Here is a 26,771-nt window from a genome sequence, read left to right as displayed (position 1 = left end):
CATCACCTGGTGTTGCACAGCCTCCTGAAAGCAGAAATTACTTGACAATTTCTTTCACAAGAATACACATAATATTAACGCGTGTAAAGTTTTGTGCAAGGCAACATGACATCGATTTGGCAAACTTTTCTTTCGCGTGAACGAAAACCTATTTGCTCAAATGGCACCTGACGTGAAACCAGCGACAATCAACATCGATCAGGCGGCAGAAGGCATAGCCGCGCTGGCCCCGTGGGGCGGGATCACGCTCATCGCCATAGCCGGGCCGCCCGGCAGCGGGAAATCCACCCTGGCCGAAAAGATGACCCAGCGTCTAGGCAAGAGATGCTGCGCCGTGCCGATGGATGGGTTTCATCTGGATAATGCCATCCTTGAAGAACGCGGGATGCTCGCGTCAAAGGGCGCACCTGAAACCTTTGACCATGGAGGTTTTGCAACATTGATCGATGATTTGAAGGCTGGCAAAACCCGACGCTTTCCAACTTTTGACCGGGATACGGACAGCGTGATTGAAGATGGCGGGTTGGTGCCTGATGGCGTGTCGATTTTACTTTTTGAAGGAAACTATCTGCTGTTTGATGAACCCGGCTGGTCTGGCCTGGCGCGTAAATGGGATGCCAGCATCTGGCTTGATGTTCCTGAGGATGTGCTGGAAGAACGCCTTACCAAGCGCTGGCGTGATCAGGGCATGCCTGAAGATCTGGCCATCAAACGTGCGCAGTCAAATGACCTTGTGAATGCACGGCGGATTTTATCAAGAGCTCTGCCTTCAACCTGGATAATCGGAAATGGTTACCAAGACTGATATTTTCGGAAATAATGCACCTGATGACAGGCGGCATGTGCATGAAAACCCTCCACGAGGAAGATGATGTCAGTTTCGTACAAGATTGTTGTTGGTGGTGAGAACCTGATCGATTTTGTCGAAAATGAGGTTGTCGATGGGATACCCCGATACAGCGCCTATCCCGGTGGCTCCCCCTTCAATCTGGCCCTGGCATCAGCACGTCAGGGGTGTGACGTGGATTATGTCACGCCAATGTCAAACGACCGGCTGGGCAAATTGCTGGCAGATCGGTTGATCGAGGCTGGCGTGAACCTCAAAGGTCCTCGGCTGGATGCCCCGGCATCACTTGCGGTGGTATCGCTTGAGCAAGGCCAGCCCAGCTATCAGTTCTACCGCAACGGCACCGCCGAACGGTGCATCACAAAAGATCAGTTTGGCGCCATCCTGCAGGAAGGAGCATGGCTCTTTCATATCGGCTCCCTTGCGCTTTCCGGCGGTGATGATGCCGCATTATGGGAAGAGTTCTTTATTACCTGCCATCAACATGGTGTAATCACTTCACTTGACCCGAATGTTCGCCCATTGCTGGTTGCAGATCGGGTGAGCTATATCAACAGGCTGGAGCGCATGTTCAGATTTGCGGATATCATCAAACTCAGCGATGAGGATCTGGCGTGGCTCTATCCGGAGATGGAAATGTCGGCGGCGTTTGATCATCTTATTTCAATTTCATCCACCGGGTTGCGGGTTCTGACCAAAGGTGCCGATGGTGCCCGGGCTTGCAGCGGCGCTGCCGAGATCGAGGCACCCGCCCATCCTGTCCGATCTCTCGTTGATACGGTTGGCGCCGGTGATACATTCATGGCGTCCATGCTGGCCTGGCTTGTTGACCATGATATCAGCGACGCGCATGCCATCCATGCTCTCTCCTCGGAAGAGCTTGAGGCGATGGTGGCGCGTGCGGCAAAAGCAGCGGCGTTGAACTGCGAAAAACAAGGGTGCAATCCTCCAACCCGGGAAGATCTGTTGTCATGAGTGAAACCTTACCTCAATCGGCCGTGGTACCTGCCAGCGACTATGTGATCATTGGCGGAACAGGTGATCTCTCGTTGCGGAAAATATTTCCGGCGCTCTTACTGCGTTATGCGGCGGGGCAGGTAACCGATGACTTCCGGCTTTTTGTCGTCGGCCGGCAGGAGATCAGCCCCGAAGAGTTCAAAACTAAACTGGAGCCGCATTGCCAGCCAGCCCTATCCGGCCTTGATGATGGCGCGAGGTTGCTGGACCGGTTCATGGGTCTTGTTGAATTTGCCTGTATCGATATGAGCAAACCGATGAGCATGACCGGCCTTGCTGACAGTTTACTGGCAAAGGCCGACGCGAACCGTCCGGTTATTTTCTATCTGTCGATTGCGCCGTCACTTTTCAGCGCTGCCTGCCAGCGCATTCATGAAGCCGGACTTGTTCTGCCCCAGAGCCGGCTGGTGGTGGAAAAACCCCTCGGCCATGACCGCGCTTCATCGCAAGAGATCAATGATGAGCTTCTTTCGGTCTTCAGGGAAGATCAGATCTACCGTATTGATCATTATCTGGGCAAGGAAACGGTGCAGAATCTCATGGCTCTGCGCTTTGCCAACGTGATTTTTGAAGCGCTGTGGAACAACCGCTATATCGACAATATCCAGATCACCGTGGCGGAAACGGTCGGGGCTGGCAATCGTGCCAGCTACTACGACAATTATGGTGCGATCCGGGACATGCTCCAGAACCACCTCCTGCAGTTGCTCTGCCTTGTGGCGATGGAGCCACCGGCCCGGTTCAATGCCGATCAGGTCCGCAATGAAAAAAAGAGAGTCCTTGAAGCGCTGAGACCTGTCAGGCCCGAGAATGTCGTTCTTGGCCAGTATCAGGAATACGCCCAGGAAGTGGGAGTGCCGACAACAACCGAGACATATGTTGCGCTGAAGGTTTTGATCGACAACTGGCGCTGGGCCGGGGTGCCGTTCTATATCCGGACGGGGAAAAAGCTCAAAACCCGGGCTTCTGAAATCGTGATTACTTTCAAAAACCGCCCCCATGATATTTTCGCAAGAGACGGGATCACCGATGAGATCAATGAAATTCCCAATCGGCTGATCATCAGGGTGCAGCCTCATGAAGGGCTGCGGTTGCTGCTCACTTCCAAGGAACCCGGACCGGGGGGGATGCGGCTCTTCCCATCCGAACTCAACCTCAGTTTCGGGGAAACCTTCAACGAACGCCTGCCGGAAGCCTATGAACGTCTGTTGATGGATATAGCCCGGGGCAACCAGACATTGTTCATGCGTCTTGATGAAGTGCTGGCGGCGTGGGAATTCATCGACCCTCTTGTCGATCTCGCCACCAAACGCATCCCGCTGATGTATCGTGAGGGCACCATGGGGCCGACGGATGATTTGCTGACAAGTACCGGCCGCGCGTGGTTCGACCCGAAAGAAGATGTATGACACTGATTGATGACATTGCCTCCGCCCTCGGGGACAGGATAGACAGAAACGGCAAGGTGAGCCTTGCACTTTCCGGCGGCTCAAGCCCTGTTCTACTCTATCAAGGGTTGTCGGTTCGCGATCTTGACTGGTCAGGGGTTACCGTGACCCTGATTGATGACCGGCTTGTGCCTTCGTCCCATGACGACAGCAACCAGAAACTGATCCGGGAGATGTTCCTGAAAGACAGGGCCATGGCGGCACAATTCATCCCTCTTCAGGACTGGCCCGCAGATCAGGTGCCCGATATCGGCATTTTGGGGATGGGCGCTGATGGCCATTTCGCCTCTCTCTTTCCCTCCATGATGGATGATGGGACTGCTTTTGATGTGGGTGCAGACCCGGCAATCATTACCACGGCGCCGATGGGCAACCCGCTTCATCCGCGTATCACCATGAACCTGCCGATGATCCTGGCCATCCCCTATCGGGTGCTGATGGTTGTTGGCGAGGAGAAAAAAACCGTATTGCATGAAGCCCTCAATGGTGCTGATCTGCCTGTCACCAGATTGCTGGCCCATGGCGGAACACGCATCACGCATGAAAGGATTTGACGATGGCTGACCTCAATCCCGCGGTTGAGAAAACGATAGCAACCATCAGAAAAAGAAGCCGGACCACACGAGCAAATTACCTCGAACGTATCCTGCGGATGGAAAACGACCCCGATAGCAACCGCGGGATGATCGGGTGTTCCAACCTGGCCCATGCCGCCGCCGGGGCGCTCGAGGATCAGGCGGAACTGCTATCGGGCCGCAAGCCGCATATCGGGATTATCACGGCCTATAATGACATGCTGTCGGCGCATCAGCCCTATGAGCAGTTTCCTCAAATCCTCAAAGCGGCGATCCGGCAGGCTGGCGGCACCGCCCAGGTGGCGGCAGGTGTTCCTGCCATGTGCGATGGGGTTACGCAAGGCCGGCCGGGGATGGAGTTGTCGCTGGCATCAAGAGATGTGATTGCCCTGGCCACCGCCGTGGGGTTGAGCCATGGTGTTTTCGATGCCGCGTTGTGCCTGGGGATCTGCGACAAGATTGTCCCGGGACTGGTGATCGGCGCGCTCAGCCATGGTCATATCCCTGTCATCATGGTACCGGCCGGGCCGATGTCAAGCGGGTTGCCAAATGCGGAAAAGGCCGCCCGTCGCAAGGCTTTTGCCCGCGGGGAGATTGGCCGCAAGGAATTGCTGCAGGCCGAAGCCTCATCCTATCATGGCCCCGGCACCTGCACCTTCTACGGCACGGCGAATTCGAACCAGATGCTGATGGAGGTGATGGGTCTTCATCTGCCCGGGGCGGCGTTTGAGCATCCCCATAGCGATTTGCGCCATGCCCTCAATATCGAAACCGGCATGCGTTCTGTCGCCATCAGCCGCCGCGGGGCATCACCGAGGCCGATAGGCCGGATGCTGGATGAACGCAGTTTCGTCAACGCGATTGTCGGGCTTCATGCCACGGGGGGATCGACCAACCACACGCTGCATCTTCCGGCCATGGCGGCGGCAGCGGGGATTGATCTGCGCTGGGATGATTTTGCTGCCCTGTCCGACGTGGTGCCGCTTCTGACCCGTATCTACCCCAATGGAAACGCGGATGTGAACCATTTCCACGCCGCCGGCGGGATGGGATATGTCATGGCAGAACTGCTGGCGGCCGGGCTCATTGACGGCTCTGCCCTGACCGTATGGGGAGACTGTCTTGCAGATTACGCCGTTGAACCCAAACTGGGTGAGTCTGGTGTTATCTTCACTCCTGCGCCAAAAACTTCGCTTGACCACGATATCCTGCGGCCGGTTGCCAACCCGCATCACCCCAATGGCGGTCTTGCCATGCTGTCGGGCAATCTGGGCCGGGCCGTGATCAAAATTTCGGCGGTAGACCCCGCGCATCACCGCATCACCGCCCCGGCGGCCGTGTTCGATCATGAGACAGAAGTCAAGGCGGCCTTTGCCGAAGGACGGTTGAACCGTGACCTGGCCGTGGTGGTGCGCAACCAGGGCCCGCAAGCCAATGGCATGCCGGAGTTGCACAGCCTGACACCAATCCTGGGCAATCTTCAGGATCAGGGGCATGCGGTCATGCTGATCACCGATGGACGTATGTCCGGTGCATCGGGGCGGGTGCCTGCTGCAATTCATGTGACGCCGGAGGCTATAAATGGCGGCGCGATCGGCCGGATCAGGGATGGCGACGTGATCACCCTTGATGCCAATACCGGCACGCTGGAGGTTGCGGCAGATTTAAGCCGACGCCCCGATGCCAACGCCAACGCCTTCGAAGGCGGTTTTGGCCGTGAGCTCTTTGCCGATATGCGCGAGAAGGCAGCATCAGCAGAGGCTGGCGGCGGCATCAATCTCTTGAGGAGATACAAATGAGCGTTAAATCCATCATGGCCATCGGGCCGGTGATCCCCGTGGTGATCATTGAAAAAGCCGATGATGCCATCCCGCTGGCTGATGCACTGGCCGAAGGCGGGATCAGCGTGATCGAAATCACCCTGCGGAGTGACGCAGCCCTTGATGCCATCGCGCGTATCGCCAGGGAACGTCCGGATATGACCGTCGGTGCGGGGACCGTTCTGCGCCCGGGGCAGATGACATCGGTAAAAGACGCCGGGGCGGATTTCGTGGTCTCCCCCGGGGCATATCCTGAATTGCTGCAATCCGCCCGGGATGAAGGCATGCCGTTTTTGCCAGGTGCCGCCACCGCCTCTGAAATGATGGGGCTCCTTGCCGAAGGCTTTCCCGCCATGAAGTTCTTTCCGGCGACGGCGGCGGGCGGCCCTGAATATCTGAAGGCGCTGGCCTCACCGCTGGCGGATGCGATTTTCTGCCCGACCGGTGGTATCACCGTTCAAACCGCTCCTGACTGGCTGGCTTTGCCCAATGTCGCTTGCGTCGGTGGATCATGGGTCGCGTCAAAAGACCTGCTGGCGGCTGGTAACTTTGACGCGATCAGCGCCAATGCCAGGGCATGTTCCGCCTTAACCCCTCGCGTGTGATTTGCCGGCTCGGAATATTCAGGCAGGATCTAATGGAGCAATCTGGCGATGGATTGCTGCCAGCCGTCATAAAGCCTGTTTGCTTCTTCGGCGGAAATCTGCGGCTCAAACCTTCTATCAAGCGACCATGACGTCGCGAATTCTTCTGGCGGCGGGCAAATGCCGGCAGCAAGCCCGGCCAGATACGCCGCGCCAGATGCCGTTGTTTCCGTCACCACCGGCCGATCCACCGGGGCGAGCAACTGATTGGCCAGTGTCTGCATTGCCCAGTCATTGGCCACCATCCCGCCATCGATCCGCAAAACCGTCTGGCTTGCGCCTTTCCAGTCCTGCCGCATGGCCTCAATCAGATCACGGGTCTGATAGGCGACGCTTTCCAGCGCGGCTTTGGCGATTTCGGCCGGGCCGGTATTACGCGTCAGGCCGAAGATTGCGCCGCGGCATTCCGCATTCCAGTACGGCGCCCCAAGCCCGGTGAAGGCCGGGACAAGATAGATCTGTTCGGTTGGATTGGCCGATTTCGCAAGGGCTTCGGTTTCACCGGCACTTCCGATGAGTTTCAGCCCGTCGCGAAGCCATTGCACCACCGCCCCGGCGATAAAGATCGAACCTTCCAGCGCATAGACCGGCCTGCCATCAAGCTGATAGGCAATGGTGGTGAGCAGTTTATTGCTCGAAAAAACAGGCTTCTTGCCGGTATTCATGAGCGCAAAGCACCCCGTGCCATAAGTGGATTTGGTCATCCCCGGCTCAAAACATGCCTGCCCTACCGTCGCTGCCTGCTGGTCACCGGCAACACCCATAATGGGCAGCGATGCCCCGCCAAAAAGATCAGGACGGGTGGTGCCAAAATCACCGGAACTGTCGCGCACTTCGGGAAGCATCTGGCGGGGGATGTTGAACAGCTCCAGCAAATCATCATCCCAGCCGCCTTTATTGATATTATACATCATGGTGCGGGCGGCATTGGTGGCGTCGGTGACATGGGAGGCGCCGCCGGTCAGCCGCCAGATCAGGTATGTATCCACCGTGCCGAAAAGAAGATCCCCTGCCTCTGCTTTCGCCCTTGCGCCGTCGACATTATCAAGAATCCAGGCCAATTTGGTGGCCGAAAAATAGGGGTCGAGCAGAAGGCCTGTTCTGGCCGTCACCATCGGCTCATGCCCTTCCTGCCTGAGTTTCTGACAGTATTCCGCCGTACGGCGATCCTGCCAGACAATGGCCCTGTAAACAGCCCTGCCCGTCTTGCGATCCCAGACAAGCGTGGTTTCTCGCTGGTTGGTGATGCCGATGGCGGCTATGTCACCCGGCTCGATATGCTCGCGTTCCATCGCCTGCAAACACATGGCGATCGTTGTTGACCACAAATCTTCCGGATCATGTTCAACCCAGCCTGATTGCGGGAAATACTGTTCGAACTCTTCCTGGGCGGTGACCAGCGGTTTCAGGTTGCGGTCAAAGATGATGGCACGGCTCGATGTCGTGCCCTGGTCTATGGCGAGGATATAGTCTTTTGACATGGCCCGTTAAACCTTCCAGAAACAGAATATGCTCCAGCAGATTGCAATCAGGAGCGGCCACCATAATGGCGTGCCAAAAAGCCCAAGCCAAGCCAGAAATCCGGAAATAGTTAAAAGGTGCCATCCATCAGAATGAAAACCTCACATCAGGACAATCCTGATCACCATCCCGACCGCCGTGATGGTGAGCACGCCACCCGCCCATAAAGCCATAAACCAGAAGAGACGCTTCGTAAATGACTTCGCCATCAATGATACCCTTCACCTGATCTGGTCTTGCCCCTGAATACCCAGTAGCTATAGGCGGTGTAGATCACGATTACCGGCAGCAAGACAACAGTGCCTGTCAGCAGGAAACGCAGGCTTTCATCTGGCGCGGCCGCCTGCCATATCGTGATGGAAGGCGGGATCATGAAGGGATACATGCTTATTCCAAGACCGATATAACTGATCAGAAAGAGGGCGAGGGAAATCAGAAACGGCCTGCCATCTCTCTTGGCATTGAGGCTGAGCACAAGCGCCACAAAAAGGGCAAAGGTGATGACGGGGACAACACTCACGTAATAGATAGACGGGGCTGAAAACCAGCGCTGCATGAATTTCGGGTCGAGGAACGGGGTCCAGATACTGACAATCCCCATCACAAGAGCCATGCCTGCGGCAAGAAACCAGCTCAAGTGATATGCCCTGCTGTTGAGCGTTCCATCCGTTTTCATGATCAGCCATGTCGCCCCAAGGAGCCCGTAGCCGACGACCAGCGCCACCCCGCACATCAGACTGAATGGCGTCAGCCAGTCCCACCACCCCCCGGCATAGGCCCGGCCAGAGACCTCGATCCCCTGGATGAGGGCACCCAGCGTCACCCCCTGGGCGAAAGATGCCGTCAGCGAGCCCAGGAAAAAGGACATATCCCAGGTTGTCTTCCAGCGGTTTGTGCGCCAGCGGAATTCAAATGCAACCCCCCTGAAGATCAGGCCGATGAGCATCGCGATTATTGGCGCGTAAAGGGCGGGCAGAATGATGGCATAGGCCAGCGGGAAGACAGCAAACAACCCGCCGCCGCCAAGCACAAGCCAAGTTTCATTTCCATCCCATACCGGCGCCACCGTATTCATCGCCTGATCGCGATGACGCACACCTTTGAGAAACGGAAACAGAATGCCTATCCCGAGATCAAAACCATCCAGAATGACATAGGCGAGAATAGCAACAGCGATCAGCCCTGCCCAGATAAACGCGAGGTCAATACCCATAGCTTTCCTCCTTTATTCCGCCGGCTGGGACTGGTTGGTATCAGCGTAGACTGCAATACCGCCGGCGGCACGGGACGGAACGCCTGCATCAAGGCCGGATTCCCCGCTATCGGGACTCTTGCCCATGAGGCGAAGGATATAGAAAACGCCAGCGCCAAAGACCACAAAATATACCCCGGCAAATACCGCCAGCGAAACGGCGACAGCCGGTGCATCCAGCGGCGAGGCGGAATCCAGGGTTTTCAGCAGCCCGTAGACAGTATAGGGCTGACGACCGACTTCCGTTGTAATCCATCCCGCCAGGACAGCGATGAAACCCGATGGCCCCATGATCATTGCCGCAAGATAGGTGCCTTTTGCATCATAAAGCGACTTTCGCAATCGCAGCCACAGGCTCCACGCGCCAAGCGCCATCATCGCAAAACCAATGCCGACCATGACCCGGAACGACCAGAACACCAGTGTTGCGTTCGGCCTTTCCTCTGGGGGCCATTCCTTGAGTCCCTTGACCTCACCATTCCAGTCATGGGTCAGGATCATTGAGCCCAGCCGGGGAATTTCGATGGCATATCTGGTCTCTTCGGCTTCCATATCCGGCAGACCGAAAAGGATGAGCGGAGCACCTCTCTGCGTTTCAAAATGACCTTCCATGGCGGCCACTTTCGCTGGCTGATGCTCCAGTGTATTCAGCCCATGCAGATCCCCGGCAACAATCTGGACCGGAGCCACAATCGCGGCCATCCACATGGCCATGGAGAACATCACCCGTGCCGCCTGATTGCTGCGATCCCTCAAGAGATGATAGGCCCCTACCCCGCCGACCACGAAAGCAGTTGTCAGATAGGCGGCCAGAACCATATGCACCAGCCGGTAGGGAAATGATGGATTGAAGATGATCTCAACCCAGTTTACCGGGATGAACTGCCCCATCTCATTGATGCCATATCCTGCCGGGGTCTGCATCCAGCTGTTGACCGAAAGTATCCAGAACGCGGAAAAGAGCGTCCCGGCAGCAACCATCAGGGTTGCCAGAAAATGCAGCCCTTTGCCAACCTTGTTCATCCCGAACAGCATCACCCCAAGGAAGCCGGCTTCAAGAAAGAAGGCAGAGAGCACTTCATACCCCATGAGCGGGCCAAGGACAGGCCCGGTCTTGTCCGAGAATACGGACCAGTTCGTCCCGAACTGGTAGCTCATGACAATGCCGGAGACGACACCCATCCCGAAGGCCAGCGCGAAAATCTTCACCCAATACTGGAAGAGATCGATATAGACCTGCCTGCCGGTCTTCAGCCACAGGGCTTCAAGCACCGCAAGATATGATGCAAGACCAATGGAAAAGGCAGGGAAAACAATATGAAAGGATACCGTGAACGCAAACTGCATTCGGGCAAGATCTATTGCCAGCGGAAGTTCTGTCATTGTGTTCCTCCTTATGCCTCGGCCACCTGCACAGCTTTGCCTTTTTGAGGTTTTCCAGCACTGAGTTTTCCCTTGCTGCGGGTCAGGGCTTTGACGGCATCGATCTGGGATAGGAAAACCTGCCCTGAGATATGCCTGGTGAAATTGATCCGATCCAGCCGGTCCATGACCGGGCCCTTGACTTCGGAAAGGTGAAATTCGACATTCATGGAAGCGAGTTTTTCATTAATTGCCTCAAGCGATTCCACCGCGCTTGCATCAATCTCGTTCACCGCCGAACATTGCAGCACAACATGCCTGATATCAGGATAATCGGCTAATCTCGCGGTGATGAAATCTTCGAGCGAGCGCGCATTGGCAAAATATAGGCTTTGATCAACACGGATGGACAGCAACTCATCCCATATCCGGACACGATGGCGATGAATATTGCGGAAATGTTCGCTTTCGCCTACCTGCCCGACAATCGCTATATGCGGGCGGGCGGTTTTGAGAAGATAGAGAAGGATCGAGGTCACCACACCAAGGGTGACGCCAATCTCCACCCCGAGCAGGAGGGTGCCGGAAAGTGTCAGAAACACCGCCATGAAATCAGCTTTCGAGTAAATCCACGTGCGGCGGAGAACAGAAAAATCAACAAGCGACAGCACCGCCACGATGATCGTTGCCGCCAATGCCGCCTTGGGAAGATAGAACAGAAACGGCGTCAGGAACATCGTGGCAAAGGCGATGCCAAGCGCCGAAAATGCCCCGGCCGCGGGAGTTGCCGCGCCGGCGTCAAAATTGACCACCGACCGGGCAAATCCGCCTGTAACCGGATATCCGCCCGAAAGAGATGAGGCGATATTCGAGGCCCCGAGACCGATCAGTTCCTGATCAGGATAGATGCGCTGGCGTTTCTTGGCGGCCAGTGTCTGGGCAACAGAGACGGATTCAACAAATCCGATGATGGAAATGAGAAAAGCAGATCCGGCAAGTTCCATCCACAGCCCGGAGCCAAGATCAGGTATGCCGAGACCGGGCAGCCCTTGCGGGATTATCCCGACGATCGCCACCCCTTCATGATCGAGATGCAGCACCCGGGTCACCAGAATTGTCATCACGATAACGAGCACCGGCCCGAGTTTGGTCATGAGCCCGGCCATGCGCGCGCTCATGCCAAGCCCGGTCAAGACAGGTTTGAGACCTGACCTGACCCAAAAAAGAAAGGCCAGCGCTGTAAACCCGATCAGGGCTGTTGGCATGTTGATCTGGCTTATCTTCGCCATCAGCGACGCGATGAGTTCAATCAGATTATGACCGGATGCCTCCACCCCAAGCAGATGTTTGAGCTGGCTGAAAGCAATGACCATGCCGGATGCGCTGATAAATCCGGCGATAACCGGGTGGCTGAGGAAATTGGCAAGAAACCCGAGACGCAGCACCCCCATCAGGATGAGCATACCGCCGGAAAGTCCTGCCAAAATCGTTGCCGCGAGGATGATTTCTTCGAGGCTTTCAAGACCGAGATTGCCGATCGCCGCAGCCGTCATCAGGGATACGACCGCAACCGGCCCGACCGCCAGCGCCGAGCTTGTGCCGAAGATCGCGTAGGCCACAAGAGGCAGGATCGAGGCATAGAGACCCAAATGGGCGGGAAGCCCGGCCAGTAACGCATAGGCAAGAGACTGCGGGATGAGCATTACCGTCACGATCACGGCGGCTATTGCATCATCGGTCAACTGGCTCGATGAATACTCCCGGCCCCATGTCAAAATTGGAAAATACTGTTTCAGCACCGCTGGCCACCCTTATTCATGAACTAGCTTGCCTGCCGACGAGGCTTTGCCATCCATTCCTTGCCCTTGAGCATCCCATGCCAGTAGAGCGATGGGAGAATTTTCTCTTTCAGGAACCAGGCGAGACGTGTCGGCCTTTCGCCATTGATCAGCCATTTCGGGAAGGTGGGCTGAAGAACCCCACCATAGCCGAATTCCGCCAGAACAATCCGGCCTCGCTCAACCGTGAGCGGGCATGATCCATAGCCTTTATAGACCATCTCCGGGGTTTTACCCGAAGATACGGCAAGAAGATTTTCAGCAACAACGGGGGCCTGCTTGCGCACCGCCGCCGCCGTCTTTGCATTGGACGTGCCCGCGGTATCACCAAGCGACCAGATATTCTTAAAACGCTTATGCTGCAAGGTTGATGGATCCACCTCCACCCAGCCGGCGGCATCGGCCAGCGGCGAGGCGCTGATGAACCCATGCGCCTTCTGGGGCGGGCAGACATGGATCATATCAAAAGTCTTTTTGACCTTTCGGGTTTTGCCGTTTTCATCGGTGCAGGCGAAGGTTGCCACCCTGGCCGGACCATCGATGGCAACAAGATTTGAATTGAAACTCAACTGCGCCTGATATTTTTCCACATATTCCATCAGGGCCGGGATATATTCCTTGACCCCGAAAAGAACCCCGCCCGCATTACAGAATTCGATATCGATATCTTTCAGAACACCTTTTCTGTGCCAGTGATCAGAGGACAGATACATTGCCTTCTGCGGCGCGCCAGCGCATTTGATGGGCATGGGCGGCTGGGTGAAAATGGCCTTGCCGGATTTGAGATTGCTGACCAGGTCCCAGGTATAGGGGGCGAGATCAAATCTGTAATTCGACGTAACTCCGTTGCGCCCCAGTGTTTCCTCAAGCCCGTCAATGGCCTGCCAGTCGAGAGCAAGGCCCGGGCAGACAACCAGCTGATCATAGCCGATCCCCTCGCCCCCCTTGACAAAGACCATGTTGCTTTCAGGGTCAAATCGCTCAACCGAATTCCTAATCCATCTGACGCCGCCGGGGATCTGGCTGGCCATGGTACGAACCGTGGTTTCGCTCTCGAAAACGCCGCCGCCAACCATTGTCCATCCGGGCTGATAGAAATGCACATCCGACGGCTCGATGATGGTGATGTTCACACCCGCCGATCTTTCCATGAGACTGCAAGCCGTGGCAATGCCCGCGGCCCCGCCACCAACAATAACAACTTGAAGGCCGTGATCCGTATCACGCCGGGTTGAACGGCCTGGCTTCACCATGGCTTGCACCGCTTGATAGAGGCTTTCTGATCTTTTGCCTGATCGGCAATACGCCAGAACAGGATGCGGCAGCTTTTCAATCAATGCCGCGGCTTGCACCACATTTTCTTCTGTAATGCCTGTTCCGGCAACAGGAAGATAATGCAGCTCAAGGCCGCAATTTTTCGCTTCTGCAGCAATCAACCCATGGGCCACCGCCCCCATTTCATCATCCGGACGGTTGCAGATGATGGCCTTGAACCCCTTGGCCGCGATCTCTTTCACGTCATCGACCTGAATTTGACCGGTGACCGAAAAACCTGATGCAATTTGTTTAATATCCATCTTTTACCTCTTCAAACCTGATCTCTATTGATTGCCTTCCAATCGAAGACCGGGATCAGGACCGCAACCCTGATACCGGCACTTTCAGGTAGGTTTCACCATTGTCTTCTGCCGCCGGCATGTGGCCTGCCCGCATATTGACCTGGATGGACGGCATGATCAGTTTGGGCATGTTCAAGGTCGCATCCCGCGCTTCACGTTTGGCCACGAACGCATCTTCGCCTACCCCGTTGCCAATATGAATGTTCTTTTCACGCTGTTCCTTTATGGTTGTCTGCCACATCACTTCACGTCCGCCGGGCTGGTAGTCATGGCAGACAAAAACCCGCGTCTCATCCGGAAGTGCCAGAATTTTATGGATCGAACGAAAGAGGGTGCGTGCATCTCCACCCGGAAAATCCGCGCGCGCGGTTCCGCCATCAGGCATGAAAAGCGTATCGCCGACAAAAACCGCATCACCGATCACATGCGCCATACAGGCCGGTGTGTGGCCAGGGGTATGGATGGCCCGCCCTTCGAGATTGCCAATTCGATATGTGTCGCCATCTTCGAGCAGTCTGTCAAACTGGCTGCCATCGCGTTCGAACTCCGTTCCTGCGTTGAACACTTTTCCAAAGATGTTCTGAACCGCCGAAATCTCTTTGGAAATCATGATCTCGCCGCCACATTTCTCCTGAATGTAGGGGGCCGCCGAAAGATGGTCAGCGTGTACATGGGTTTCAATCAGCCATTCCAGCTTGAGCCCTGATGCGCCGATAAATTCGATGATCTCATCGGCCTGTTCATAGGAAATCGTTCCCGACGCGTAATCAAAGTTGAGCACCGAATCCACCACCGCACATGCATTTGTCGTGCGATCAATCACAATGTAGCTGACCGTATTGGTATCCGTATCGTAATAGGCCCTGACTTCAGGTGATGTATTTGCAGGCATATCACTCCTCCAAAAGATAGATTGCTTATATAACCTTAAACTTATATACTAAATGTATCTTTACAGGTCAATATAAAACTTATATCAAAAATATAAGTTTTGGAGAATGCGGTGATGCGACTGACCCAATATTCAAATTATGCCTTGCGGACATTGATGTTTGCCAATCTGCATTCGGACCGTCTGTGCCAGTGCCAGGAAGTAGCCGATGCCTTCAACATTTCAAAGGCGCATCTCGTCAAATGTGTGCATCAGCTTGGCCAATGGGGGTTCATCCAGAGCGTACGCGGCCGCAATGGCGGGTTCAGGCTGGCTCGTCCTGCGGAAGACATTACGGTTGGCGCGGTGATCCGCAAGACAGAAGATACGCTTGAACTTGTCGAATGTTTCAATAGCGAGACAAACACCTGCCCGCTGATCAGCCAATGCAAGCTTAATCTTGTGCTGATGCGGGCAATGAAGCGTTTCATGGATGAAATGGATCAGGTGACCATCGCCGACATAACCGCCAATCAGCGCAGTCTTCTCAATCTGCTGAAGCCCTGAATGGGCTTTTTCGATATCGCGGGCGTTGCGATGATTTCGCCCATCTGTTCAGCATGAAATGCGGCTCACTTTGCCTGCCGGATTTATATCTTTCTGTCAGATTGGTTGATGGCCAAGCGCGGCCCTGAACCTGTTCTTGATATATACTCCATCACGCGGCGGCAGAACACGGGGAAGGTTTTCACCTTTGATCTTGATCGTGGCAAGCCGGGGGCCATCACGATCATGAAGCCGGGCGCGAAGAACTTCCAGATCATCCTGATCACGGATAATTCCGGTCCACGCAAACTCCATGCTTTCGGCAATGCGCGATATCTCAACCCCATGGCCGGTATGGCTTCGCTGCAGGCCTGTTTCACCGAAAAGACCGTTATCAAGTACGGCAATGGTGAGGTTGGCGGGTTTTGCAACCGCAATCGTGGCAAGGCCGCCCATCCCCATCATCAGCTCACCATCACCGGTGAGGACCAGAACAGACCGATGCGGCTGTGCCCTGGCCAGGCCCAGACCGATCATGGCCGCGCTGCCCATCGCCCCCCAGAGATAGTAATTGCTGTCGTGATCACCGGCGGCCATGACGTCATAGGCCGGTGATCCAAGCCCGGTCACAACCAGGAGATCACCTCGATCACGGAGCAGCGTTGCCACCGCATGGCGGCGGTCAAGGACGTGTTGATCCTTCAGCCTGTCCATTTCTTCTCTCCTATCAGTCGCTGGCCAAGGATAAGCGCGCAAGCCGCATCACCATTAAAGGCCATGGTTGCCGCCCCATGCAGAAGCGGGATGACGTCATCTTCCTTATCGGCGCGCCAGGTCCGCACCCCCATCATTTCAAGAGCTTTTTCCGTTGCCTCTCCCATCGGGTTCTGCCAGGCGTTGAATTCCGCCCAGTCTCCCCGCATGGTCACCAGCATGAGCAGGGGAAATCTCGCGCATGTACTGAGTGAGAGCGTATTGATGCAATTGCCCACACCGCTCGACTGCAAAAGAAGCGCCCCTCGGTCACCGCCAAGCCAGGCCCCGGCAAGATAGCCTATCCCCTCTTCTTCGGTGGTCAGGGGAAGGGAGATGATATCCTTATCCTCTTCTGCGGCACGGATCGCTGTGCTGTGCCCGGCATCGGGGACATAGACAACATGCCTCACATCAAACCCTTTGAGGGTCGGCATGATCAGATCCTGCCAGCCCCGGATTGCCGTATCCTGACCACCATCCATAGCAACTTCCCTCCCCCTTGTGCCGCAAGATCGCGGCGATCCTGATACTGATAAATCTTGAAACCGACCTAACGCATGATGAAAGGATTGGCGGCGGTGGTTTGCTGGGCGATCCAGACGGATTTGACCTGCAGGAATTCCTTGATGGCCTCCTGCCCGCTTTCGCGCCCCTGCCCTGAACGCTTGTAGCCGCCGAAGGGTGACATGAAACTCACCGCCCGGTAGGTATTCACCCAGACCGTGCCTGCCTTGAGTTTCTCCGACATGCGGATCGCCCGGCCGATATCTGAAGTCCAGACCCCGGCAGCAAGACCGAAGACGATATCATTGCCGATGCGGAGTGCTTCTTCTTCATCGTCGAACGGAATGACCGAAAGGATCGGGCCGAAAACCTCTTCCTGGGCGATGCGCATATCGTTCTTCACATTGGTGAAAATCGTCGGCTCGACAAAACGGTTGCCTTTCGCGCCTTCACCGGTATAGGGCTTGCCCCCAAGAACGCAGGTCGCGCCATCTTCCCGCGCCACATCCATGTAATGCAGGATCTTCTCATATTGCGGCTGGGTGGTAACGGGCCCGACATGGGTTTCCATCGACATGGGATCACCGATCCTGGCCGCGCCCGCCACTTCCACGAGACGTGTGACGAAATCATCATGGATGGACCGCTGAACCAGAAGCCGGGAGCCCGCAATACAGGTCTGGCCGGTTGCGGCGAAAATGCCGGAGATCGCCCCCATCACGGCGGCTTCGAAATCCGCGTCCTCGAACACGATATTGGGGGATTTGCCACCAAGCTCAAGCGTTACCGGCATAATCTTTCGCGCCGCGCTCTCATAGATCTTCTGCCCAGCGACATCAGAGCCGGTGAAGGCAACCTTGGCCACATCAGGGTGATCCACCATCGGCTGGCCGACTTCCAGCCCCATGCCAGTGATGCAGTTCACGACGCCATCGGGGATGCCTGCTTCCTTAATGAGTTCCATAAATTCAAGGCTTGAGGCGGAGGTGAATTCCGACGGTTTGACCACCGCCGTATTGCCCGCCGCCAGCGCCGGTGCAAGTTTCCATGCAAGAAGCAGAAGCGGTGAGTTCCACGCCGTGATCATGCCCACCACGCCAAGCGGCTCATACCGGGTGAAGTTGAAAATACCGGGCTTGTCCGACGGCAGGACCGCGCCTTCCACCTTGTCGGCCAGCCCGCCGAAATAACGGTACCATTCGGCAAGATATTTTGTCTGTGCCCCCATTTCGGCTATCAGCTTGCCGTTGTCGCGCACCTCAAGTTCACCAAGACGGACAGATTCGCGCTCAATGATCTCCGCAAGCCGCACCAGAAGCTTGCCGCGCGTGGTCGGGCGCATCCCTGCCCATTCGCCCTGATCGAAGGCGGCCTTGGCGGCTTTCACTGCCTTGTCTGCGTCTTCTGCATTGCCGCGGGCAACACGGGCCCAGACTTCGCCGGTATAGGGGTTTTCGGTGTCGAAATATTCCCCCGATGAGGGCTCAACCCAGGCGCCGTTGATAAAGTGATTATAGGTTTTCATGATTAAAATTTCCCTAATTCTTATATTTCAGTCAAGAGACCTGGCCCTTCTGATCTTCGGAAAAAACCCCCTTCAATGCTCACGCAAGAGCCTTCCGAATCCGGGGATAACATCGCTGATGCCGCTTTGACGCAGGCAATGCCAGGCCATCGCCTGATTTGAGCAGATCACGTGTTTGCCCAATTTTTGTTCGAGGCGATCAACTATTTCAAGCGATCGTAACGCGCCACAGGAAATAAACAGCGCGTCGGCATCGGGTTGGTCGACGGATGCGGCAAACTCATAGAGAAATTCGGGCCTCACCCGCACCATGTCGCTGTCTTTTTCGAGATTGAGCCCCTCAATCGCCAGTACATCGAACCCGTTGGCGGTGAGATATTCGGCCTCCGTCTTATTGATTTCATCAAGATACGGGGTTGCAACGGCGATACGCTCTGCGCCAACCGCTCGTAAAGCTGCCATGACCGATGTAATCAGGGAAGTGGGCCGGGCATATGGCGCCCCCTTGCTGAGCGCGTCGAAAATCCTCGCCTCCCCCATGACGATACTGCCGGAGGTGCAGGCGTAGCAGATAACATCCAGGCTGCCATCGGGAAGCAACGTCGAGGCGGCACGGGACAGATCAGGCAATTGTTCATTGAACGTCTTGATTGTGATGCTGTCCGGATTGGCGGCACGGGTAAAATGAAGCCCAACCCCATCAGGACATAACCTGAACATATCATCTTCAATCGTCTGTTCGGTTGCCAAAAGGACAAACCCGATCTTGGCGCGGTGATGGGTGCCGATATCAAACATTTCCGGCATCTGGCTGATCTCTGATCCTTGAGATGGTGTTTCAGGCATGACGCAAACTCCCCTGCCCGGGCATAAGATAAACCTGCCCGGCATCTTCTGAGCGTAGCGCATTACAACACATTCTTCCAACAGTATCGGGCTTCCAACAGTATCGGGCTTCCAACAGTATCGGGCTTCCAACAGTATCGGGCTTCCATCAGTATCGGGCTTTCATCAGTATCGGGACTTTTGTAATCAACTTCCCCTTAACCTAGACTTTCATGCCTGGACCGGATAGATATCCAGAGGCTCCGGCCAAAACAGTGCAATACGGATGAGGGAGGTCAACATGCTTAAAAATGATCAACTGGAGCAATGGGATCGGGACAATTTTTTCCACCCCTCAACGCATCTTGCGCAATTTTCCCGTGGTGAATTGCCAAACCGAGTCATCACCGGCGGCCATGGATGCATGATCGAAGATCGTGATGGCACCAGGCTGCTTGATGCCTTTGCCGGGCTTTACTGCGTCAATGTCGGATATGGAAGGCCGGAAATTGCCGAGGCCATCGCTGAACAGGCAAAAGAACTTGCCTATTATCATGCCTATGTCGGGCACGGAACCGAAGCAGCCATCACCCTTGCAAAAATGGTTCTCGATCGCGCCCCCGCGAATATGAGCAAGGTCTATTTCGGTCTATCAGGATCCGATGCCAATGAAACGAATATCAAACTCGTCTGGTACTATAACAATATCCTCGGCAGGCCTGAGAAGAAAAAGATCATTTCACGCTGGCGCGGCTATCATGGATCCGGGTTGATGACGGGCTCACTCACGGGCCTTGAACTTTTTCACCGGAAATTCGATCTGCCGCTTTCAACTATCCTGCATACCGAAGCCCCCTATTACTATCGGCGCGAAAACCTCGAGCAAAGCGAAGATGAATTCGTTGAGCATTGCGTTCAGTCCCTGGAAAGTCTCATCGCCCGGGAGGGAGCGGATACGATTGCCGCGTTCATTGGCGAGCCGGTACTGGGCACCGGCGGCATCGTCCCGCCACCGGCAGGATACTGGCAGGCGATTGAGGCTGTTCTCAAGAAGCATGACATCCTGCTGATCGCGGATGAAGTGGTGACGGGCTTTGGTCGGCTCGGCTCGATGTTCGGCTCGGATCATTACGGCATGACCCCTGACCTGATCACCATCGCCAAAGGACTGACATCCGCCTATGCGCCTTTATCCGGCAGCATCGTTTCAACAAAAATGTGGAAGGTGCTCGAAGACGGCACCGATGAGAATGGACCCATTGGTCATGGATGGACCTATTCCGCCCATCCGATCGGCGCGGCAAGTGGTGTTGCCAATCTCAAACTGATTGATACGCTTGACCTGATCAGCAATGCGCGTGAGACCGGCGCATATTTCAACGCCGCCCTTGCCGATGCCCTTGCCGGCCATGCGCATGTCGGGGAAGTCCGGGGCGAAGGCATGATTGCCGCCGTTGAATTTGTGGCCGATAAAGATGATCGCAAATTCTTCGATGCCGCGGAAAAAATCGGCCCCCGGATAGCCGCAAGGCTTCTTGAAGAAAGCAGGATCATTGCCCGGGCCATGCCGCAGGGTGATATTCTCGGCTTTGCGCCGCCCTTCTGCCTGACAAGGCAAGAAGCGGATCAGGTTGTCGAAGGAACCGCCAGGGCAGTCAACGCTGTCCTTGGATAGGAAAACCGGATCAATCTGGCAGATTCAGGAGAAAATCGAGAACAACCTGGTTAAATGCCTCCGGCTCCTCGATATTCGACAAATGACCTGCGCCTGCGATGATTTCCAGCCGCGCGGACGGAATTTGTGCTGTGATCTCACGGGCCAGCGACGGCGGCGTCAGCCTGTCCTCCGAACCGACAACAACAAGGGTCGGGATATCTATCTTATCGAGATTATCGGTGTGATCGCTATGGACCGATGCTTCGATGGATTTAATGTAACTTTCCTTATGAAGCCGGGACATTGAATCGACAAGCGCCGCGAAAGCCGAGGTGTTTTCAGGGTTTCCGATAAGTGTTTCGGCTACCACCGGCGCTATGTCCCGTGGCTCCTTGCCTGCAAGTAGCGGCTCTTTCCTCAGGCGAATGAATTCTTCCTGCTGATCCTTGCTGAAATGCCGAAAACCCTTATAGGTATCGCAGAGGGTGAGGGAAGAAACCCGGCCGGGATGTTTTTCATAAAACGACAGGGCAATACGTCCGCCCATGGAAAGGCCGAGCAGATGGGCTTTCCCGGCACCGAAATGATCCATGACGCGCGCCAGATCTTCGGCGAAATCACCAAAAACCAGATCTTGCTGATAGTCATCACTTTCACCATATCCCCGCGCATCCCAGGCCACCGTCTTGAAATGACGGCCGAACTCCTCGATGTTCAATGCCCAGTTTCTTTTGTTGCCGCCTATGCCATGAAGAAGGAAGAGCCATTCTCCCTCGCCACATATATCAACGGCGATATGCGGGTCAGGACCTATGCGGCGGGATGCAATCTTCACGTCAAGCCTCCATCAGGCCGGATTGAATATTTCCGGCCCCAGGATACGGTACACGGGCATGTTCAATCCTTAACGGAAAAATCATATCAGTTTGCCGCGAAGATTAACACCGGATACGAACACTTCCCGCAACCCGGGACCGGAGCCGGATACATCGGATGGATTAGCCAAAACGGGATGGGCAAAATGGCTTGAGCGACACCTTTGTCTGCCGCGCTATCACCAGATCGGCCAGGACTTCTCCCACCCCTGGCCCAAGCTGAAACCCGTGGGCAGAAAACCCGAAACCATGCACGAGCCCGGGCAGACCCCCCATCCCGATGACCGGCAGATCATCCGGCATATATCCTTCGATCCCGGACCAGCACCGAAGTATACCTGCCACCGATATCCCGGGAAGAAGCTGGCAGGCAAGACGGATGGAAGTCGCCATCTCAGGGATCTTCAATCCGGCTTTATCGGTTTCAAGATCAGCGGTGGCGCGCACTCCTCCGCCAATCAGAAACTGGCCGGTATCAAGCTGTTTGAGCGAAAGCGTATGGCCGAGCACTCCAAGAACCGCGGGCAGTACCGGAGCTCTCCTTTCAGTTATCGCCAGCATCGGGGCATGGGCGGAAAGAGGAAAATCGAGATCACCTGCCTTACGCGCAAGCCGAGCTGCCCAGGCCCCGGCGCAGTTCACCACCCAATCGGATTCAAGGCTCCCCGTTGCGGTCTCAATCTTCCAGACACCGGAAGAATGACGGGAAAACTGCACCACCTGGCATCCTTCAAGAATTTCCGCGCCATGATCAAGAGCCGCTTTGGCAAAGCCGCGCACGATCCGCCAGGGTACTGCCCAGCCATCACCTTCAACCAGCACCCCGCCGAGAAGCGGACCTTCCAGTTGGGGCAGCCTTTTCTTCAACTCACGCTTGCTCAACCAGATCTCATGCTGATACCCGGCATTCTCAAGCATGCGGATACGGTCGAGCCCTAATCCGTGGCCTTTATCATCGATCGCAACCTTCATGTAAAACGAAGGATGAAACGCCGCAGCAGCTTCCTCGCCAATATATGCCGGCAAATCCTTCCAGATATCCATTGCTGCAAGACTGAGCGGAACTTCCCGAAGGTCCCGGCCCAGTCGACGGACTCCACCGGCATTCGCCCCGGAAGCGTGACGCCCGATATTATCCTTCTCCAGCACGGTGACCGACCAGCCTGCTCTGGCAAGGAAATATGCCGCGGCGCAACCCTGAATCCCGCCGCCGACAATGACGACACGTTCGCTAGATTGCCTGCCCATCGTTCTCTGCCAGCATTGCCAACTCCCCGACCGTGACAGGCCGGATGGGGGGACGGAGACGGAAATAGTCAAGATCCCGGACAGGCCGCCCTGAATGTTCGGCAAGAATATGCTGAACCGTGATCCCGCACATGCGTGCCTGGCATCGGCCCATCCCTGCCCGGCAATAGCTTTTCAACTGATTGGGCCCGGCCACCCCCATCTTCGCGGCCTGATCAATCTCCCCCCTCGTCAGCCCTTCGCAACGACAGACGATAACCTTTTCATCTTCCGGCACGATCCAGTCTGTCGGGGGGCGAAACATGGCATCGAGAAAGGGCCTTGGTGCCTTGTTCAGCCAGTGGCGCAGACGCAGAAATGCTGGCAGGCCGCGAGGCGTTTTCCCGCCAAGCCTGATGATCCGGGCAGCTGCCAGCTGACCTGATGTTACGGCCACCGATGCGCCGGCAATGCCGCCACCGTCGCCGGCGACAAATACGGTCTTCCGGCTGCTCTGCCCATGCTGATCAAGAACAGGACGCCAGCAAAGCTGACCTTCATCCCAACGATAATCGAGCCCCGCAGCCATGCCAAGATTGACATTGGGGATAACTCCCTGATGCAGGAATGCATGCCCGGCCTTGATTTCCCGTTCTTTTCCAAGCCGATCAATAAAACTGATCTTTTCAAGCTTTCCATCGCCGCTCAAACTGACGCCGCGCACCCCGTTCTGATACGATGTCCGCTTTCTGACCTCAGCACGCCATGCCCAGCCCTTGGCCAGTATCCCGGCTTGCAAAAGAGCAGGCAAAATCCACCGGAACGCCCCGGCTGGCGGTATGGCCGTGGCGGTATCCAATACAGCCTTGACCCCAAAACCGGCGCGCAGGTATTGCCAGATCGTCAGATAGAAAAGAGGGCCCGTGCCAATGAAGACCGCTCCATCCGCACCTGTTGCCGACATTTTCAGCAAGGTCTGTGCCGCACCCACGGTCATAACCCCGGGAAGAGTCCAGCCGGGAATGGGCATCGGCCGTTCCTGAGCACCGCTGGCCATGAGGATGAAATCTGCCCGAATACTGGCTGCCGCCCCTTTCCTGCTGTAAAATACCTCATTGTCTTCCGTGATCTGCCAGACATGGGCCTGATGGATGCAGTCAACACCACTGGCTTCAAGTTTCCCGGCAAGATCACCTCCCCTGAAATACTCCTCACCGAGAAAGCCGAATGTTTTCGCATTCCGGCTGTTTGGTCCGATCTGGCGGTAGACCTGGCCACCTGCGCCGGGTTGGTCATCAAGCATGAGCACCGACAGTCCCGATCTATCCGCCAATAGAGCCGCCGCCATGCCCGCCGGTCCGCTGCCGATGATGATGAGATCATAGTCCCGGGCATTGCTCATCTTGACCCCCCATACGTCTGGCTGGTGCTGCGATAGATTTTCAACCCTTCTTCAACCGGCGTAAGGCAGGCCTGTTCATTTCGCCCATCCGCAAGCGTGATCATGCAGTCGTAACACACTCCCATCATGCAATACGGCCCTCGCGGCTGTCCTTGCGGTGACGCATGCGTGGCGGTCATGTTTTCACGCATCAGCACCGCGGCCACCATCTCGCCATCCAGCGCCGTGCAGGGCTTGTCATCAATGAAGACCGTGACCGAGTTCCGATCATTCCGTTTGCTGCGAAACATCAAAACGCCTTTCTGAAAATGGAGCAAGTGTATCGGCCAGCTGGCCTTTCGCTATATCCGATGCCAGATCAAAACAATGCGCCGCCGCCAGCGTCACCCCGCTATGGCAGGCAACCGCAAAAGCGCCGGGGCAGGTTTGAGACTGGTCGTAAACAGGATACCCATCGGGTGACATGACCCGCAAGGCCCCCCAGCTGCGGATAATGCGCATATGCCGCAGGCGTGGCATCGTCCGGCAGGCACGCTTGGCGATATTGGCCATGATGTCCGGCGTGGACGAGATATCAAACCCGACCTCCTCCTTGCTGTCGCCGATCATGATACTGCCTTCCTGTGTCTGGCGCAGAAGTGTCATGGGCCGGTGGATCATCGGTGCGGTTTTCTCGGTTACCAGTATCTGGCCCTTTTGTGGGCGCAGGGGCTGGCTGAGGCCAACCATCGGAGCAAGAAGCCGGTTGCCAAGACCTGCAGCAAGAACAATCTTATCCGATGAAAAATCACCTCTGGCGCAATGCACCGTAAAGCCGCCCTTTTGCGGCCTGATGCTGGAAATTCCTGCATTCGACCTGAACTCCCCACCAAGATGAAAAAGCCCGTGATGCAGGGAACGCAAAAGATAGAGAGGATTAACATGCCCGTCATGACGCGAAAACGATGCGCCAATAACGTCTTCACCAAGGTCAGGCTGGAGATCCAGCAAATCCTTCCGATCCAGCATCTCATACTTGAAGCGGCCATTCTGATGGCTCTGCAGGAGATCCATCATTTCCTTGCGGCGATCAAATTCATCCTGGCTGAGGCAGATATCTATCCCGCCTTCCTGTTCGAGCCCGAGACGCAACCCGCTTGTCTCCTCAAGCTCTTCCCGCAGTCTGGACCAGAGTTCGGCTGAACGCATGGTCCAGTCCGCATAAGGGGGAAAGCCAGCACCTTTTCCCTGAACCCAGACAAGACCGAAATTACCCCGCGCCGCCCTGAAGTCCGTGTCTCCTTCATCGAGAACAAGGCAAGCCAACCCTTTGCGGGCCAGACCATAGGCAATCGCCATCCCCACAAGACCGCCGCCAGCAACAATGACATCAAAATTCTTTTTCATCTGAAGCGGTCGATCCGGTAAGGGGCCAGATCCGTATCCGGTTTCCGGCCTGTCAGGCAGTCGGCGATGATCTGGCCTGTTTTCGGGGCCTGGCTCAATCCGTAATGGCTATGACCAAAAGCCGCAAACAATCCTGGCTGGCCCGGCACAGGGCCAATACATGGAAGACTATCCGGAAAAGAAGGGCGTCGCCCCATCCACGGTTCCTGTTCATCAAGATTGATGGCTGGAAACAGGCTTTTCAGCGATTCCGTGAAAACCTCGGCGCGGCGATAGTCCGGCGCGGCTTCGATACCGGCAAATTCAGCCGTGCCGGCAACACGCACCCCTGCCTCCATCTGGCTTGCAACACACATTCTTTCCGTGTCCATGATCGAATTATTTATGGTCACGCCAGCGTTTCGGACAAGGAGATGATAGCCGCGTTCCGCCTCAAGCGGCAAGGAAATGCCAAGAGGTTTCAGCAATCGGGCCGACCATACCCCGGCAGCCAGCACGATATGCCCGGCTTTGATCTCACCATCGCCTGCATGAACGGACCAGCTGCTGTCATGACGCGATATCGCGCTTACTTCGGCCTGCCGGAAGGAAATCCCCAGACGTTTTGCCTTGCCGGCCAGAGCATGACCTATCCCGGCAGGATCAAGAGCACGCGCCTGATCATGAATGACGATTGCAGCGTCGTATTGATCGGAAATATCAGGTTCGAGGCTTTTGAGTTCATCACGTCCGATCCGGCTGAGCGGAACATCTCTGGCCTGACGCATCCGCCAGGGCAGAAGACCCAGATCCGCCTGTTCCTTATTCCGGTAGGCGAAAATATAGAGTGAATCACGAACAAGATTTACGGCATTTGTTCCTTCCAGCAAGGCACGATAGTTAAATGGGGCATTTCTGCTCAGCGCCTGCATGGCGTCACCCAGAAGATCAATCCGGTCAGGCCTTCCGGCGATCAAAAATCTCCATGCCCAGGGCAGGAAACGTGCCAGATACCGGGGACGGACAAATACCGGACCTTCAGGATCAAGCAACCAGCGCGGAATCCTGCGCCATACATCAGGCGTGGATTGCGGCACGCAACTCCAGGGCGAGATCACCCCGGCATTTCCATAACTTGTTTCCTGACAAGGGGGATTACGGTCGACAAGGGTGACGGAAAGATTCCGCTCAGCCAGTTGAAGCGCGCAGGAAACACCGACAATCCCTGCCCCGATGACAACAACATTGCTTCCGGTTTTCCTGCCCCCTTTCATC

25 protein-coding genes are annotated in these 26,771 nt (G+C 55.9%); 8 read left to right on the top strand and 17 right to left on the bottom strand.

The window, feature by feature from the left end; genetic code table 11:
* Positions 1-172: 172 nt before the first annotated feature.
* The 6 genes from AB8880_04040 (at position 173) to eda (ending at position 6,312) form a co-directional block, all read left to right on the top strand.
* A complete protein-coding gene (locus AB8880_04040) occupies positions 173-805 on the top strand; it encodes an AAA family ATPase (GenBank protein XDZ66577.1) in 633 nt (210 codons plus the stop codon).
* A gap of 63 nt (positions 806-868) precedes the next feature.
* Complete coding sequence (locus AB8880_04035; GenBank protein ID XDZ66576.1) at positions 869-1,822, top strand: carbohydrate kinase; 954 nt, start codon at positions 869-871, stop codon at positions 1,820-1,822.
* Positions 1,819-3,273: a glucose-6-phosphate dehydrogenase gene (gene zwf, locus AB8880_04030; protein ID XDZ66575.1), complete on the top strand. Its 1,455-nt coding sequence runs from the start codon at positions 1,819-1,821 to the stop codon at positions 3,271-3,273. The genes AB8880_04035 and zwf overlap by 4 nt, the downstream gene beginning before the upstream one ends.
* The gene (locus tag AB8880_04025; GenBank protein ID XDZ66574.1) at positions 3,270-3,866 is read left to right on the top strand and encodes a 6-phosphogluconolactonase; all 597 of its coding nucleotides are present in this window, start codon (positions 3,270-3,272) and stop codon (positions 3,864-3,866) included. Before zwf ends, AB8880_04025 begins: the two co-directional genes overlap by 4 nt.
* 2 nt (positions 3,867-3,868) lie before the next feature.
* Positions 3,869-5,686, top strand: a complete 1,818-nt coding sequence (edd, locus tag AB8880_04020) for a phosphogluconate dehydratase (GenBank protein ID XDZ66573.1) — start codon at positions 3,869-3,871, stop codon at positions 5,684-5,686.
* The gene (gene eda, locus AB8880_04015; protein ID XDZ66572.1) at positions 5,683-6,312 is read left to right on the top strand and encodes a bifunctional 4-hydroxy-2-oxoglutarate aldolase/2-dehydro-3-deoxy-phosphogluconate aldolase; all 630 of its coding nucleotides are present in this window, start codon (positions 5,683-5,685) and stop codon (positions 6,310-6,312) included. The genes edd and eda overlap by 4 nt, the downstream gene beginning before the upstream one ends.
* 29 nt (positions 6,313-6,341) lie before the next feature.
* Here eda and glpK read toward each other — a convergent pair whose 3' ends face one another.
* The 7 genes from glpK to AB8880_03980 all read right to left on the bottom strand — a co-directional run bounded on the left by glpK (position 6,342) and on the right by AB8880_03980 (position 14,835).
* Positions 6,342-7,832, bottom strand: coding sequence for a glycerol kinase GlpK (gene glpK, locus AB8880_04010; protein ID XDZ66571.1), 1,491 nt, complete (start codon positions 7,830-7,832; stop codon positions 6,342-6,344).
* Positions 7,833-7,973: 141 nt separating this feature from the next.
* On the bottom strand, positions 7,974-8,081 hold the full coding sequence (locus AB8880_04005) for a DUF2474 domain-containing protein (protein ID XDZ66570.1): 108 nt from the start codon (positions 8,079-8,081) through the stop codon (positions 7,974-7,976).
* Complete coding sequence (cydB, locus tag AB8880_04000) at positions 8,081-9,085, bottom strand: cytochrome d ubiquinol oxidase subunit II (protein XDZ66569.1); 1,005 nt, start codon at positions 9,083-9,085, stop codon at positions 8,081-8,083. The genes AB8880_04005 and cydB overlap by 1 nt, the downstream gene beginning before the upstream one ends.
* A gap of 12 nt (positions 9,086-9,097) precedes the next feature.
* The gene (locus tag AB8880_03995; GenBank protein ID XDZ66568.1) at positions 9,098-10,507 is read right to left on the bottom strand and encodes a cytochrome ubiquinol oxidase subunit I; all 1,410 of its coding nucleotides are present in this window, start codon (positions 10,505-10,507) and stop codon (positions 9,098-9,100) included.
* Between the two features lie 11 nt (positions 10,508-10,518).
* The gene (locus AB8880_03990) at positions 10,519-12,285 is read right to left on the bottom strand and encodes a SulP family inorganic anion transporter (protein ID XDZ66567.1); all 1,767 of its coding nucleotides are present in this window, start codon (positions 12,283-12,285) and stop codon (positions 10,519-10,521) included.
* Between the two features lie 23 nt (positions 12,286-12,308).
* Complete coding sequence (locus AB8880_03985; protein ID XDZ66566.1) at positions 12,309-13,901, bottom strand: sulfur transferase domain-containing protein; 1,593 nt, start codon at positions 13,899-13,901, stop codon at positions 12,309-12,311.
* A gap of 55 nt (positions 13,902-13,956) precedes the next feature.
* Positions 13,957-14,835: an MBL fold metallo-hydrolase gene (locus tag AB8880_03980; GenBank protein ID XDZ66565.1), complete on the bottom strand. Its 879-nt coding sequence runs from the start codon at positions 14,833-14,835 to the stop codon at positions 13,957-13,959.
* 114 nt (positions 14,836-14,949) lie between these two features.
* Between AB8880_03980 and AB8880_03975 the strand changes: the two genes are divergently transcribed.
* The gene (locus AB8880_03975) at positions 14,950-15,381 is read left to right on the top strand and encodes an Rrf2 family transcriptional regulator (protein ID XDZ66564.1); all 432 of its coding nucleotides are present in this window, start codon (positions 14,950-14,952) and stop codon (positions 15,379-15,381) included.
* Positions 15,382-15,477: 96 nt separating this feature from the next.
* Here the strand turns inward: AB8880_03975 and AB8880_03970 are convergent, their stop codons facing one another.
* The 4 genes from AB8880_03970 to AB8880_03955 all read right to left on the bottom strand — a co-directional run bounded on the left by AB8880_03970 (position 15,478) and on the right by AB8880_03955 (position 18,991).
* Complete coding sequence (locus AB8880_03970; protein XDZ66563.1) at positions 15,478-16,074, bottom strand: thiamine pyrophosphate-dependent enzyme; 597 nt, start codon at positions 16,072-16,074, stop codon at positions 15,478-15,480.
* Positions 16,062-16,598, bottom strand: a complete 537-nt coding sequence (locus AB8880_03965) for a thiamine pyrophosphate-binding protein (protein XDZ66562.1) — start codon at positions 16,596-16,598, stop codon at positions 16,062-16,064. The genes AB8880_03970 and AB8880_03965 overlap by 13 nt, the downstream gene beginning before the upstream one ends.
* Before the next feature lie 68 nt (positions 16,599-16,666).
* Entirely contained in the window at positions 16,667-18,145 is a 1,479-nt protein-coding gene (locus AB8880_03960; protein XDZ66561.1) for an aldehyde dehydrogenase, read from the bottom strand.
* 72 nt (positions 18,146-18,217) lie between these two features.
* Complete coding sequence (locus AB8880_03955) at positions 18,218-18,991, bottom strand: arylmalonate decarboxylase (protein ID XDZ66560.1); 774 nt, start codon at positions 18,989-18,991, stop codon at positions 18,218-18,220.
* Positions 18,992-19,271: 280 nt separating this feature from the next.
* On the opposite strand from AB8880_03955, the gene AB8880_03950 reads away from it, so the two are divergent.
* Positions 19,272-20,645 (top strand): aspartate aminotransferase family protein, encoded by a 1,374-nt coding sequence (locus tag AB8880_03950; protein ID XDZ66559.1) that lies wholly within the window; start codon positions 19,272-19,274, stop codon positions 20,643-20,645.
* Positions 20,646-20,655: 10 nt separating this feature from the next.
* On the opposite strand, the gene AB8880_03945 is transcribed toward AB8880_03950, so the two are convergent.
* The 6 genes from AB8880_03945 to AB8880_03920 form a co-directional block, all read right to left on the bottom strand.
* Positions 20,656-21,462 (bottom strand): alpha/beta fold hydrolase, encoded by an 807-nt coding sequence (locus AB8880_03945; protein ID XDZ66558.1) that lies wholly within the window; start codon positions 21,460-21,462, stop codon positions 20,656-20,658.
* A gap of 163 nt (positions 21,463-21,625) precedes the next feature.
* Positions 21,626-22,750: an NAD(P)/FAD-dependent oxidoreductase gene (locus AB8880_03940; GenBank protein XDZ66557.1), complete on the bottom strand. Its 1,125-nt coding sequence runs from the start codon at positions 22,748-22,750 to the stop codon at positions 21,626-21,628.
* The gene (locus AB8880_03935; GenBank protein ID XDZ66556.1) at positions 22,734-24,131 is read right to left on the bottom strand and encodes an FAD-dependent oxidoreductase; all 1,398 of its coding nucleotides are present in this window, start codon (positions 24,129-24,131) and stop codon (positions 22,734-22,736) included. Before AB8880_03935 ends, AB8880_03940 begins: the two co-directional genes overlap by 17 nt.
* Positions 24,128-24,421 (bottom strand): (2Fe-2S)-binding protein, encoded by a 294-nt coding sequence (locus AB8880_03930; GenBank protein ID XDZ66555.1) that lies wholly within the window; start codon positions 24,419-24,421, stop codon positions 24,128-24,130. Before AB8880_03930 ends, AB8880_03935 begins: the two co-directional genes overlap by 4 nt.
* Positions 24,399-25,517, bottom strand: a complete 1,119-nt coding sequence (locus tag AB8880_03925) for an NAD(P)/FAD-dependent oxidoreductase (GenBank protein ID XDZ66554.1) — start codon at positions 25,515-25,517, stop codon at positions 24,399-24,401. The genes AB8880_03930 and AB8880_03925 overlap by 23 nt, the downstream gene beginning before the upstream one ends.
* A complete protein-coding gene (locus AB8880_03920; protein ID XDZ66553.1) occupies positions 25,514-26,770 on the bottom strand; it encodes an NAD(P)/FAD-dependent oxidoreductase in 1,257 nt (418 codons plus the stop codon). Before AB8880_03920 ends, AB8880_03925 begins: the two co-directional genes overlap by 4 nt.
* Position 26,771: the final 1 nt, after the last annotated feature.

The organism is Alphaproteobacteria bacterium LSUCC0684 (assembly GCA_041228335.1).
GTDB lineage: Bacteria > Pseudomonadota > Alphaproteobacteria > Puniceispirillales > UBA1172.
The sequence above is the reverse complement of the archived record's forward strand: the minus strand, read 5'-3'. Positions and strand labels throughout refer to the sequence as shown.

Bases quoted from the DNA above. Each gene is read 5' to 3' on its own strand.
- AB8880_04035 (XDZ66576.1), top strand. From the start codon at position 869: ATGATGTCAGTTTCGTACAAGATTGTTGTTGGTGGTGAGAACCTGATC.
- zwf (XDZ66575.1), top strand. From the start codon at position 1,819: ATGAGTGAAACCTTACCTCAATCGGCCGTGGTACCTGCCAGCGACTAT.
- AB8880_04025 (XDZ66574.1), top strand. From the start codon at position 3,270: ATGACACTGATTGATGACATTGCCTCCGCCCTCGGGGACAGGATAGAC.
- edd (XDZ66573.1), top strand. From the start codon at position 3,869: ATGGCTGACCTCAATCCCGCGGTTGAGAAAACGATAGCAACCATCAGA.
- eda (XDZ66572.1), top strand. From the start codon at position 5,683: ATGAGCGTTAAATCCATCATGGCCATCGGGCCGGTGATCCCCGTGGTG.
- glpK (XDZ66571.1), bottom strand. From the start codon at position 7,832: ATGTCAAAAGACTATATCCTCGCCATAGACCAGGGCACGACATCGAGC.
- AB8880_04005 (XDZ66570.1), bottom strand. From the start codon at position 8,081: ATGGCGAAGTCATTTACGAAGCGTCTCTTCTGGTTTATGGCTTTATGG.
- cydB (XDZ66569.1), bottom strand. From the start codon at position 9,085: ATGGGTATTGACCTCGCGTTTATCTGGGCAGGGCTGATCGCTGTTGCT.
- AB8880_03995 (XDZ66568.1), bottom strand. From the start codon at position 10,507: ATGACAGAACTTCCGCTGGCAATAGATCTTGCCCGAATGCAGTTTGCG.
- AB8880_03985 (XDZ66566.1), bottom strand. From the start codon at position 13,901: ATGGATATTAAACAAATTGCATCAGGTTTTTCGGTCACCGGTCAAATT.
- AB8880_03980 (XDZ66565.1), bottom strand. From the start codon at position 14,835: ATGCCTGCAAATACATCACCTGAAGTCAGGGCCTATTACGATACGGAT.
- AB8880_03975 (XDZ66564.1), top strand. From the start codon at position 14,950: ATGCGACTGACCCAATATTCAAATTATGCCTTGCGGACATTGATGTTT.
- AB8880_03970 (XDZ66563.1), bottom strand. From the start codon at position 16,074: ATGGACAGGCTGAAGGATCAACACGTCCTTGACCGCCGCCATGCGGTG.
- AB8880_03965 (XDZ66562.1), bottom strand. From the start codon at position 16,598: ATGGATGGTGGTCAGGATACGGCAATCCGGGGCTGGCAGGATCTGATC.
- AB8880_03960 (XDZ66561.1), bottom strand. From the start codon at position 18,145: ATGAAAACCTATAATCACTTTATCAACGGCGCCTGGGTTGAGCCCTCA.
- AB8880_03955 (XDZ66560.1), bottom strand. From the start codon at position 18,991: ATGCCTGAAACACCATCTCAAGGATCAGAGATCAGCCAGATGCCGGAA.
- AB8880_03950 (XDZ66559.1), top strand. From the start codon at position 19,272: ATGCTTAAAAATGATCAACTGGAGCAATGGGATCGGGACAATTTTTTC.
- AB8880_03940 (XDZ66557.1), bottom strand. From the start codon at position 22,750: ATGGGCAGGCAATCTAGCGAACGTGTCGTCATTGTCGGCGGCGGGATT.
- AB8880_03935 (XDZ66556.1), bottom strand. From the start codon at position 24,131: ATGAGCAATGCCCGGGACTATGATCTCATCATCATCGGCAGCGGACCG.
- AB8880_03930 (XDZ66555.1), bottom strand. From the start codon at position 24,421: ATGTTTCGCAGCAAACGGAATGATCGGAACTCGGTCACGGTCTTCATT.
- AB8880_03925 (XDZ66554.1), bottom strand. From the start codon at position 25,517: ATGAAAAAGAATTTTGATGTCATTGTTGCTGGCGGCGGTCTTGTGGGG.
- AB8880_03920 (XDZ66553.1), bottom strand. From the start codon at position 26,770: ATGAAAGGGGGCAGGAAAACCGGAAGCAATGTTGTTGTCATCGGGGCA.